General features: G+C 41.9%; 11 protein-coding genes and 2 pseudogenes. 11 read left to right on the top strand and 2 right to left on the bottom strand.

Annotated elements, in window-relative coordinates; genetic code table 11:
- Positions 1 to 45: 45 nt before the first annotated feature.
- The 8 genes and pseudogenes from H1230_RS17075 to H1230_RS17045 all read left to right on the top strand — a co-directional run bounded on the left by H1230_RS17075 (position 46) and on the right by H1230_RS17045 (position 7,438).
- Positions 46 to 363: a hypothetical protein gene (locus H1230_RS17075; RefSeq protein WP_239710957.1), complete on the top strand. Its 318-nt coding sequence runs from the start codon at positions 46 to 48 to the stop codon at positions 361 to 363.
- Between the two features lie 182 nt (positions 364 to 545).
- Positions 546 to 1,037 (top strand): hypothetical protein, encoded by a 492-nt coding sequence (locus tag H1230_RS17070; protein ID WP_239710956.1) that lies wholly within the window; start codon positions 546 to 548, stop codon positions 1,035 to 1,037.
- Between the two features lie 4 nt (positions 1,038 to 1,041).
- Entirely contained in the window at positions 1,042 to 1,260 is a 219-nt protein-coding gene (locus H1230_RS17065) for a hypothetical protein (RefSeq protein WP_239710954.1), read from the top strand.
- A 384-nt stretch (positions 1,261 to 1,644) separates the two neighbouring features.
- Positions 1,645 to 4,629, top strand: coding sequence for a UvrD-helicase domain-containing protein (locus tag H1230_RS17060; protein WP_239710952.1), 2,985 nt, complete (start codon positions 1,645 to 1,647; stop codon positions 4,627 to 4,629).
- 64 nt (positions 4,630 to 4,693) lie between these two features.
- Positions 4,694 to 4,912, top strand: a complete 219-nt coding sequence (locus H1230_RS17055) for a DUF4062 domain-containing protein (protein WP_345773439.1) — start codon at positions 4,694 to 4,696, stop codon at positions 4,910 to 4,912.
- 428 nt (positions 4,913 to 5,340) lie between these two features.
- Positions 5,341 to 5,592, top strand: a pseudogene (locus H1230_RS31720) (tyrosine-type recombinase/integrase); the annotation flags it as partial.
- A gap of 854 nt (positions 5,593 to 6,446) precedes the next feature.
- Positions 6,447 to 7,013 carry a hypothetical protein gene (locus tag H1230_RS17050; RefSeq protein ID WP_239710950.1) on the top strand — a complete coding sequence of 189 codons (567 nt, stop codon included), beginning with the start codon at positions 6,447 to 6,449 and terminating at the stop codon, positions 7,011 to 7,013.
- 92 nt (positions 7,014 to 7,105) lie between these two features.
- The gene (locus H1230_RS17045; protein ID WP_239710949.1) at positions 7,106 to 7,438 is read left to right on the top strand and encodes a hypothetical protein; all 333 of its coding nucleotides are present in this window, start codon (positions 7,106 to 7,108) and stop codon (positions 7,436 to 7,438) included.
- A 170-nt stretch (positions 7,439 to 7,608) separates the two neighbouring features.
- Here H1230_RS17045 and H1230_RS17040 read toward each other — a convergent pair whose 3' ends face one another.
- The gene (locus H1230_RS17040) at positions 7,609 to 8,280 is read right to left on the bottom strand and encodes an SOS response-associated peptidase (RefSeq protein ID WP_239710948.1); all 672 of its coding nucleotides are present in this window, start codon (positions 8,278 to 8,280) and stop codon (positions 7,609 to 7,611) included.
- A gap of 36 nt (positions 8,281 to 8,316) precedes the next feature.
- A pseudogene (locus H1230_RS17035) lies at positions 8,317 to 9,176 on the bottom strand (ATP-dependent DNA ligase).
- A 155-nt stretch (positions 9,177 to 9,331) separates the two neighbouring features.
- Here H1230_RS17035 and H1230_RS17030 point away from each other — a divergent pair.
- The 3 genes from H1230_RS17030 to H1230_RS17020 are packed head-to-tail and all read left to right on the top strand — an operon-like array spanning position 9,332 to position 11,254.
- A complete protein-coding gene (locus H1230_RS17030) occupies positions 9,332 to 9,529 on the top strand; it encodes a hypothetical protein (protein ID WP_239710947.1) in 198 nt (65 codons plus the stop codon).
- The gene (locus H1230_RS17025; protein WP_239710945.1) at positions 9,522 to 10,784 is read left to right on the top strand and encodes a DNA polymerase IV; all 1,263 of its coding nucleotides are present in this window, start codon (positions 9,522 to 9,524) and stop codon (positions 10,782 to 10,784) included. Before H1230_RS17030 ends, H1230_RS17025 begins: the two co-directional genes overlap by 8 nt.
- Entirely contained in the window at positions 10,781 to 11,254 is a 474-nt protein-coding gene (locus H1230_RS17020) for a YhjD family protein (RefSeq protein ID WP_239710943.1), read from the top strand. Before H1230_RS17025 ends, H1230_RS17020 begins: the two co-directional genes overlap by 4 nt.
- Positions 11,255 to 11,530 lie beyond the last annotated feature (276 nt).

Below are 11,530 nucleotides of genomic sequence, written 5' to 3'. Positions count from 1 at the left end.
GAATGTGAAATATTAAGATATCGATTAGTTTTGGAGGTTAGACATATGGGCGGTAAGGAAGGGGCTTGGGGATATCTGGCTCAAGCCGTCATTTGTGTTGTCAACTCCTTTGTTTCTGAAGAATGGGAATATGTCCAAATTGAACCTGATACTGAGAATGACAAAGTGGATATTGCATGGTATTACATAAAGCAAGAACCCAAAGTAGTACAAGTTAAAACATCGAAAAATAACTTTACCATGCCAAGTATCCGTAAATGGTTAGAATCTCTTATTGATGATTATTCTGAAGCCAATTGTTATGAGTTGATTTTAAAATTGGGACATGTAATGAGGAAACAAAACATATTTCGAACCGCATAAATGAGAAATCAGCGTCTGAAAAGGATTATGGGAATAATACAGCCTTATTTTCAAATAAAGAAAAAATTTGCATAATACAATGACAAAATGATCAAGAAGCTCTGGACGCTCTGGTTTACAGAAACTTAAGTGAATTTTTATCACAAAAGGGGAAGCATGCAACCGATACGGATCTTGAATTAATGTCTAAGGCATTAAGTTATACGTATATGCTGTTTTCAACTCAAGGAACAAAAGAAGCTAGGAAAGACTTCGAAATTCGCCTGGTTAATTGGGTTAATCATTTTCCAGGCTTCAAAACTGATAAAATGAGTAATTTGGTTGTTCAATTTTATTTGAAAGATCTTCTTGAGTTTTCTAATGTTATGAACTCGAAAAGTACTAATTTATTTAAATCAACATTTTATCAGGAAAAACAAGAACCTTTGTTTGCAATGTTGAGAAATATTAATTCAATTGAGCTGTTGGGTATAACAGAAACTCAATCAGAGTCTTTAAGTTGGATATTTAATGACTTTGTATCAGCACAGTATCATGAAGAAGAATATTGTGAATTTTCAGGAACTCGACGAGAGGACTTGGAGAATCTGGCTTTGAAGTTACTCGATGTTAAGCTTGAAGCCGAGTTCTTACAATTAGGTAACTTGAAAGAAGCTAAAGTTAGAAGCCAGTAATGTTTTGAAAATTAATGATTTTATAAAACCTGATGCGAGAATCATCGAGGAATTCACGGGATATGAAGGATATCTTCATTTGTTATTAAGCCACGAATCCGATAGTGAAATTAACCCATATGATTATGCACACTTAGTAGAAGAACATACTTTAGCTCTTTACCAAGAGCCAAATTCAAAAACGTTGAAAAAAGACTTTGAAAATTATATGAAAGCTTATTAGATTATAAGCACTATGAAGAGAAAGAAGGGAGTGTTTTAGTATTCGAATTTGAACAGTTAAGCCCTAAGGAAAATAAAGCATTTCCTTGCTTCCTTATGGTAAAAGCTGATGAGGATTTAGAGATACTTTATGAAATAACCTCAGTCAATTTATCTGAAGTTTCTAAAGGGGAATTAACATATAAAATATCAGATTAATAGCATCATTAATTAGAAAATCCAGCGCCCACATGCGCTGGATTTCTATATCTAGCAGGATGTATTTTCAAAGTTGAGTATTTGCAATGTTATTTTTAAGTGTGTTGTGCAAGTTAATTTGGTAGCATTATTAATGGGAAAATATTACGATTAGTCTAGATGAGCATGAAGGGTAATGTGATGCAGCTTGATATCATGGATAACAACATATTTTAAAAATCGAAAATGGAATAAAATGTTGGAGCAGTTTGAATACCAACTGAAGCTTAATGCAGGTTTGGATATAAAATTACAAAAACGGTTTACAGGAATTTCCTCGCAGAGATTCTATATTTCAGAAGAGCAAATCACCAATTTGACGTCAAAACAGCAGCTTCTATTCTACGCCAAAGAATTCCCTTACGCCATTAACCCTATACTTGAACATTATTTTGAGACTGTAATCACTGAACGTAAGTTCCAACCCCGATATGTAAAGATCGAAAATCTATTTCAGATTCAAAAAGAAAAGTATTGGATTTTTTATTCGGAGCTCCGTGATACTATTAAACAATTAAATGATGAGATTATAGCACAAACGGAACGTGCTGCGATTTTTCTTCTGGACGTAAAGGATGCCCGTAAGGATTATTTCAGACACTCTATAGCTGTGAAACTGGTTTCTCAGTATAAAGACACGTTTGATTATTTTAGCTCGGGGGATGTCAGCGGGATTTCCGAATCAACGACTGAAAGCATTGACACGTATAAAGACCTGAACAAATATCGATCAGATTGGAACAAGGAATACATTCAGATAGAACTACTGCAAGCTGAGAAACTGCTTACTGATATTGATGGTAAGTCCTTGGATGCTCAGCAGAGGATCGCTGTCGTCACCGATGAGGATAGCAATTTGGTGCTAGCTGGAGCGGGAAGCGGAAAAACATTAACGATTGCAGGCAAAGTGAAGTATTTGGTGGAACACAAAGGTGTGAAGCCCGAAGAGATCCTACTCATTTCCTTTACTAAGAAATCTGCGCTGGAAATGACAGAGCGGATAGAACACCGTCTTCATCTCCGTGTGTCTGTAAAGACCTTTCACGCCTTGGGCCTTGAGATCCTTGCCAAGGATCGTCAAGCGAAGCCAGACATCTTCAGCGGCCTCACTGAAATTATTCAAGCGTATATGAAGGATCGGATTTTTGAAGAAGGTCAACAGATTAAGCATCTTATTGAATTCTTCGGTTATTACCTCAGCATTCCGAAAGATTATTCTGCATTTGATAATTTAGGGGAGTATCATGACTTTCACCGCAACATGGATTTTGAAACCTTGAAAGGAAAAATGTCAAAATCAGATTATGTGGACCAAGCGGCGAAAGCGCAACAAAGTCGATTGAAAACTCTTGCAGGGGAATCAGTAAAGAGCTTCGAAGAGACCTTGATTGCGAACTTTTTATTTTTGAATTCCGTGGAGTATGAATATGAACGGGACTATCCGCTGGACACGCGAACGGAGAATTACCGCCAGTACAAACCCGATTTTCACTTGCCCCAGTATGATATTTATCTTGAACATTTTGGAGTGAATGAAGAAGGACATACTCCATGGCTAAGCCCCATCGAGGAAGAAAAGTACCTGGAGGGCATGAAATGGAAAAGGGAGCAGCATGCTGCTCAGGGAACCAAATTGATTGAAACATACTCTTACTATAACAAGCAGGGGATACTTCTAGACAAGCTGCGAGAGCAGTTACTGAGTAAAGGTGTGAAGTTCCAAGAAGCCGATTACTTGTCGATTTTTAATAGCGTCTACAAACAAGATCAGGACAAATATTTTAAAGAATTTGTAAAACTGATCGGGACGTTCATCAGCTTGTTTAAGTCCAGTGGGTTTGAGGAACATCAGTTTGATGCGTTTATTCATCAAAATAAATTGAAGCCAGACATTCCTTTTTTAAAGCGGCGGACGGAACTGTTTTTGACTTTGGTACGGCCGATTCACTCTTATTATGCTGACCACCTAAAACGGATACACAGTATCGATTTCAACGATATGATTAATCAAGCGACCGAAGTAGTCCTGCAAAAGCAACTGCATTTTCCTTACAAGTATATCATTATCGATGAGTATCAGGATATTTCCAAAAGTCGTTTTGGACTCATTCAAGCCATTCGTCAGCAGACCCAGGCGAAGGTCATGTGTGTAGGGGATGACTGGCAATCCATTTTTAGGTTTGCAGGCAGCGATCTCCAGCTCTTCACCCATTTTGGCCACTATTTTGGTGAGTTTGAAATGATGAAAATTGAGCAAACGTATCGGAACTCACAGCAGCTTGTCGATGTGGCAGGAAGTTTTGTGATGCGAAATAAAAAACAGCTCCAAAAGGAACTGAAAGCACATCAACAAAATACAGAGCCGATTCAAATTCTAGGGTATCAAAAAGATAAAACCGCTGCGATTCGTGAGGCCATAGAGCGGATCGTCAAAAATCATGGCAAGCGGGCTGAGGTCCTCCTACTTGGTCGTAATAATTTTGATATCAACTTCTTAGAAGCCGAGTCCGAATTTCTCCTGAATAAAGACAAAGACCAAATTATCTATACGAAATACCGTGAGCTTCAGCTCTCCTTTTTAACGACCCATAAATCTAAGGGCCTAGAAAAGGACCATGTCATTTTGCTAAATGGGGAGAACAGTCTGGTGGGGTTCCCCAATAAAATTGCGGATGATCCTGTGCTTTCCTGGGTACTGACCAATCAGGAAGCCTTTGAGTTTGCGGAAGAACGACGCCTGTTTTATGTGGCGCTAACGCGTACTCGAAACTCCGTCTACATTCTAACCTCAGAGCAGCGTATGTCTATTTTTGTTAAAGAGCTGATCGAGAAAGATCAAATTCCGTATCAATTAGTGACGCTTGAAGAGAGCATCGCGGAGAATCCTAAGTGTCCGAAATGCAAAACGGGGTATTTGACGCGCAGAGTAGGAAATACCGTCTTTTTGGGATGTACTCATTATCCAGGATGTGATTACACCAACGGGCATATAGAGATTTTGAAAAAACCAAAACAATGCCCAAGGTGTGGTGGTTTCCTAGTCTATAAAAAAGGGTCCCGAGGGCCGTTTTATGGATGCACGAATTTCAAACACAATTGTCGATATACACAGGACTATAAAATTACAATATAGTTGGAGGCTTAAAGTAATGAAGAAGAAATTACAAGTTTTTATTTCATCTACATATATTGATTAAATTACAGAACGGCAAGCTGCGGTAGAAGCAATTCTCAATGTGGGACATATTCCTGCTGGTATGGAACTCTTTCAAGCAGGATCGCAATCTCAGAAATTAACCATTGAACGTTGGATTGATGAATCAGATGTATATTTACTTATTTTAGGTAGTCGCTATGGAAGTATTGAGCCTGTTTCAAATATGAGTTATACCCACTGGGAATACGATTATGCATGAAAAAAAGATAAATAGAGAACATATTCTTAATAGAATGGAGTCTTGATCATGCCTAACTATGATTGGGGCGCCCTTGTGATTGTTCGGATTGTCGAGAGCAGATTAATACGCATATTTGTCCGAGTTGTGGATTCTTGAATCGAGTCAGCGTTATGAGGTCTTCTCGTTGGGTCGCTGATTTTAAACATGGTGGTGGTGCTTATATGTTCGATGCTCCCACTGAGCCGATTCGGGACTTGACCTGCTATAACTGCAGTCATGTATGACGGCGGTCGGATATTATACGTCCGTTCATGAAGCATTCTGTCAGCAAGAGAAAGTACGCATGGAATTGATTCTTGAAGGGAAGAGCTGTGCGATCTGCAATAAAGTCGAAGGGATTGATTGGGCATTTTTAGGGTGGGTGCAGCTCACGCAGGGGAAGTGCTCATGTCAGGGGTAAGGGTTTCAAGGATCGAGAAGTACCGCTCAACTCAGACGTTCGCTCGGCTCTAGAGAATTTTCTGAAGGACGAGCTTCCAGACAGCCCTTATGTTTTTACTTCTCAACGTTCAAGCAAATTGTCTGTCCGCGCTGTTCAGCATATGGTCGAAAAATATCAAGAGCCAACAAAGATAGACCATCTATCCTGTCACAGCCTCCAGCATTCGTTTGGCCATGATGTATTGAATCAAATTTGAGATTTGCATAAGGTAGCTGTGTTGATGGCGGCATTTTAAAAATAACAGAGAGCCGAATATTCAAATGACGATGGTCTACACCACGCCGGGAGTGGAGGATCTGGAGGCTGCGGTGGAGTCGATCAGCTGGACATGACTAGATGAAGGAGTTGAACCATTTGAGTAGCACCATAAGTGAATTTTATTGGTTTATTTTGAACAACGGGGTTGAACCACGAATATTCACGATAAAACGAAATGGAGATGTATTTGAATGACAGACCAAAAAGAACTTGCAAAACAAAAAATGGATGCGGAAAATCAAAAAAAAAATGTTGGAAATAATTGATAACGAACTAAGAAATATGTTCTCTAAAATGAAAACCGGAAAACGCGTTTTATTGAAAGATGGTCGTACGGGCTACTTCCAAGGTTTTTCCGGAAATTTTTTCAGTGGTGATACCTTTGAAATGAGTTTTGATGGTGAGATCTAAAATGTATCAATTCGTAACTACGCTAGTGTCCTAATTGAAAATGTAAATGTAAAATGCTCCTCCTGTAATAGCTATCATGTAATGGATGGACTCTTATCTGGCAGCTATCGAGATGAAGATATTTCTATCCAAGATATTCCTGTCCGATTCAAAGATAATACTACTATGAAATCTCGAACTGTAAAATGTCACGCTTGTTTTGAATGTGGTTTTATAATGTTGTTCGTACAGTGATAAGGATTGGTCCATAGAACAGCTGATACAGCTGAAGTAAAGGCTGGTGGGGTGAAAAAAGGTGTAACCCAGCGGTAGAAAGTGAGCCAAGATAGGCCGCGGTGGATTCGATCAGCTGGACTTAACATAAATATGGAGGGATAAAGCATGAAATTCAAAACACCTTGGGAACCAGAAATCGGAAAGAATTATGACATCGTAGTGAATGGACAAATATGGTCCTTTACTTTTGATGGTTTAGATCCTGATGATGAAGAAATTTGTTTCATCACCTGGAGTACCGGCGAAGAAGAGGCTCATTCGAAAGGAGAGCTTTTGCCAGGCATCGAGGAAGTGGATACGCTGAGGGCTGCAGGAATTGTTTATCCAAGAGGAAATTCGGACGAAGATCAGTACCAGGCGTTGTTATCTATAATGACTCAGCCTACCTATCGTTTTGCCAAGATGGTCGTTCCCCGGGCATTGGTGTTGACCTGCAATTTTGCTCCAGAATATTACATAGAAAAAGGAAGGGTCAGATTCAATTCAGAATACATGGGGTTTAAATATGATCCAGAAAAGCGCCTTCTGAATATTTCGTCATCTGATCCAGATGCTAAAGTGCCGAACTGGGTTATGGGGCGATTTCCCGTGTCTGCCATAATGCGAGTTGAACCGGTTCCCGGCCGGGAAGAAACCATCTTTGTGTTGAAGATCGAAGAAGAGTCCATCTAATTATACATGACTCCTGGTGTTGAGGATCTGGAAGCGGCGGTGGATTCGATCAGTTGGACATAATGATGCTACAAAGATGGAGAGTGCATGTGATGTATGAAGGGAAACTATATTTTGTTAAAACGGAATATGCTCCAAGCGCGATTTTAACTAAAGAAGATAAACTCTTTGAAGTATTAGATCATTTAGCCATAAAGGGCCACGCTGTAGTTCCCCCTCAAATTGGATCAAAGTCATTTACCTTCAAACACCAGCGAGGCATTTTAAAGGAACTTGGTGGATTGATGTACATTGTACTCTCTGAGTTTGACTACACTTATGAAAAGAAAATTGAGGACGATAGATTAACAGTATCGATCAATATTGATAAGAATGAGGTATTGAAGGATTTGGAATGGATTGAGGAGATAATGGAAGAAGGCTAGGGTAATATTTATAGGACCCAACGACGAAAGTATGCAGGGTTACTAAAATCGTTGTTTGCTGCCTTTGCTTTTGCTTCCCTAATGTTTTCAATCAGCAGTAAGTAGTGAGCGCCATAATATATGTTTCATGGCAAATAAACCCGTCAGGTACTCGCCTGGCGGGTTTGTTTTTATCCGATATCTTCAAGTAATTCCTTAGAATTATTCCGTACATTGCCTACTGCAGAAGGGACTTTATAAGCTCTCATTTTTGATGCATCGTAAGGCTTCAACAACTCCAGCAAGGACTGTACATCTTCATTGTTTCTTCCCAGCCAATCAGCTTCATCTTCAGGTCGTAGGATCACAGGCATGCGGTCATGTATGTCCGCCATTAAACTATTGGGGGTAGTGGTGATAATGGTGCAGGTACTGAGTTTCTTACCTTCAGGATCTTCCCAGGTGTCATAGAGCCCAGCAAAGGAGAAAATGCCGCCATCCCTCATGAGGATCCGATACGGTTGTTTGCTGGCGCCGTCTTTTTTCCACTCATAGAAACCATCAGCCGGAATGATACAGCGCTTGGATTTTAGCAGGCGTTTAAAGGCCGGTTTCTCAGCCACCGTCTCCGCGCGTGCATTTATCATCTTACTGCCGATCTTGTCTTCTTTGGCCCATACAGGCACCAGCCCCCAACGCAGTTCACCCAACCGTTTTCCCTTGTCACTGGAAATTACTGCTGGGATATTATGCATAGGTGCTACATTATAATTTGGCTTCAACTGAGCAATTTTGCTGTCATCAATTAAATAATGCGTAATCAATTCTTCCAGGGTGACAGTAATGGTAAAGCGTCCACACATATAATCAACCTCCATATAAGGATGTCACTATAATAATCAAATTATGAACTGTTCAAACACCGGCGTACGTAGCATGCCTGATTTTGTCCAGTTTCTTATTCTCACCTTCGCCCGCAGCCTCGGCTCCAGAAGTACAAATTCCTTATCTTCCCCAGTAACGAGCTGGCCAGATACGCCACGAAATGCTTGCTTGTGGAGCGGGGATGCTCCGAACTCAATAATCCCCGCCGGGCGCAGTTTACCGGACGTGCCGGACGGTACCGCAGCAAGCCAAATCCTTGTTTACGGTAACCGGTGATATATACTTCGGCGTAGGTCCAGTTAATCACCTTTTGCCAAGCATGGGATCTGCGGCCGGTCTCATAAATGCTGTTCTTGCGTTTAGCGACAACACCCTCCATACCACGCAACTTAATCTGTTCAAACAGCGCCTCGCCTGTGCCGTCTATATGCGGTACTACGCCGTAACTGCTGGAGGGAAGAGATAATCCTGCCAATATCTCTTTGCGGCGCAAGAGGGGCAGAGCACGAAGGTCCTGGCCCTTATAATGCAAGACATCAAAGATAGCGTAATAGGCTGGCAGAGTGGCAGTGAGTTTGAGGATCTTGTCCGCCCGTCGAGATTGGAAGCGGCTCATTACGGACTCGAAATCAGATACTCCGGTTGCCGGATCTACGCAGGCGACTTCGCCGTCTAGGATCACATCATTTTCAAATGGCAGATGTAGTTCTGGGTACTGCTGGGTGCAGTCGTTATCATGGCGGGTGTAAAGTCGGACTTTGCCGACTTGTTGGGAGTAGATCAGCCGATGGCCGTCTATCTTTGGTTCAAATATATAATCGCTGTGGCTAAACGGTCCAGGGGCCGTCTGCAGCAGCATCGGGGATATAAACATAATTTCACCTCTAGCCAATTATAAGGTTCAGGATGGGTAATTTGGTCAGGTAAGTAATGGGAACAAGGAACGTTTGTTCTATTTTACCATTGCTAAAAAATCTCTAGTACGGTTATAATACAAACAAACGTTCCTATATTCGGAGGCGACTCATTATGAAAATGAATGTCGGTCAAACCATTGAAATTATATACCAAGACAAAACTGGAAAGATCACGCAGCGTAAGATTGAGGTCGTGGGCATCCGTGACGGCCGTATACGGGCTACCTGTTTGACCACTGGAGCGCCCCGAGTATTTTTGGTCACGAACATCCTTGCTTGGCAACAGGAGCCACAGAAACGGCATGCTTAGAGATCGTGTCATCCTGCTGTCTGATTGCCAATCATTTTATGCGAGCGTCGAAAAAGCCGCCCATCCGGAGTACCTAGATCAGCCTGTTGCTGTAGGAGACCCAACCCGCATGAATGGCATTGTGTTGGCTGCCTGCCCCATCGCCAAAGCACAGGGAGTAACAACGGCATCAAGAGTAGGGGAAGCCATGACAAAATGCCCGGGGTTGATCGTTATCCGGGCCCGAATGGGGACTTACATTAAAGTATCGCTCTTGATATCGGAGATATATCGGACCTATACCGACTTGGTAGAGCCCTACAGCATCGATGAGCAGTTTCTGGATGTTACAGGCTCTCTTGCTTATTTTGGAGGATCGCTACAAGATATGATAAAAAAAATTCAACATCATGTTTTGCTTTCAACAGGCGTCTGGACTCGGGTAGGCATAGGACCAACAAAGACACTCGCTAAGACAGCAACTGATAATTACGCTAAAAAAGCAACGGACGGTATTTATGAACTTACTTATGACCGGCTGGAGTCGACGCTTTGGACGTTGCCGGTACAGGATATGTTTATGGTTGCAGGCAGAATGACCAAGAATTTTTGGCGCATGGGTATTACTACAGTTGGTGATATTGCCCGCATGGAGCTGGGCGAGTTTAAGCGGAGAATGCGCACAACCATGGGCAAGCAGAGCGATATCCAAGCGGAATATTATTGGCAGACTGCCCGTGGTATTGATCCAAGTCCTGTAGTAACCGGAATACGTCATCAGATCAAATCAGTCGGGCACGGCAAGGCTTTGCGCTGGAATTTGTATACCCGACTACCTGAAATTGAGGTCGTCTTGCTTGAACTGGTGATCGAGGTTTGCCAGCGGGCACGGAAATACCGGTATATGGGAGCGGTGGTGTCTATCGCGGTGTCAGAGACGGACGGCAACAAATCAAACTCATATAGTAGACAAATGACAATGCCAGAGCCTTCGTCTTTAACTCATGAGGTGGCAGCAGCGGCATATCGCTTATTTGTGGATCATTGGACCGGTATGCCTTTAAGTCGTTTAGCTATATCTATATCACAGTTGATCGATGACAATGTCATGCAACTCACCTTATTCGATGACCGTATCCGAACTTACAACCGAGAGCAGGCCATTGATCAGATCAAAATCCGGTACGGCAGCCGAGCGCTCATTCGTGCATCCTCGTTGCTCGAATCTGGAGTTGCCCTGGAACGGGCCGAACAGATCGGAGGACACTATAAATGAGTAAATTAGATGGAAACGAAAGATGGAAAACAAAAATGATCATGACAGAGCACGTTGAGCAATATGAGCAGAAGCAAGCTGATGAGGTAAGAAAATTGATGACTATTGACGAGCGCACAATGATTCGGGATATTATTTTGCTGCCTTACATAGATACCATGGTTAGCAAGAGTCTGAAGGAGATCGAGCACTCCAGTAACATCCTTAAACGCGCCTATATGATGGCTGGTCAAACGATTCAGCGCAGGATCATGCAAGATACCTATCAGTTGCAAAAAGAGCTGAAGCAGCGAAATATAAGGGTGCTGGCGGATGAACAGGAGGAATTTTTGGTATATTACAAAATCTTTTGCCGCGGCTATCAGGAACGTTTTGGACTAACACGTGATGTAATGCGTACCGAGATCAGTCTTCGGTTGACCAGGTACACGACAGAGATTGGCATCCTATTAGAAGATCACCTTAAATAAGCAAACCCCGCCAACTGAATATTACATTCCTAATCCCTGATCATACGATAAATAAGAATCTGCCAGATTGTTAGCTTCATTTTAATGTAGACAATGTAATTGATCGTTTGGAACCAAAATCCAACTGATATGTCACATCATATTACCGTATCTCTTTCGTACCCTGGGACAAAACCGAGCGGAAGGAGAGGTATGGGCAGCACAGTCGCTGCAACTCCTCGCACTTGTGCATATGAGCACCTCTCTTTATAGGAGAGATGCCCAATTCTATGCAAC

The organism is Paenibacillus sp. 19GGS1-52, from assembly GCF_022369515.1.
Classification (GTDB): domain Bacteria; phylum Bacillota; class Bacilli; order Paenibacillales; family Paenibacillaceae; genus Paenibacillus_AQ.
The sequence above is the reverse complement of the archived record's forward strand: the minus strand, read 5'-3'. Positions and strand labels throughout refer to the sequence as shown.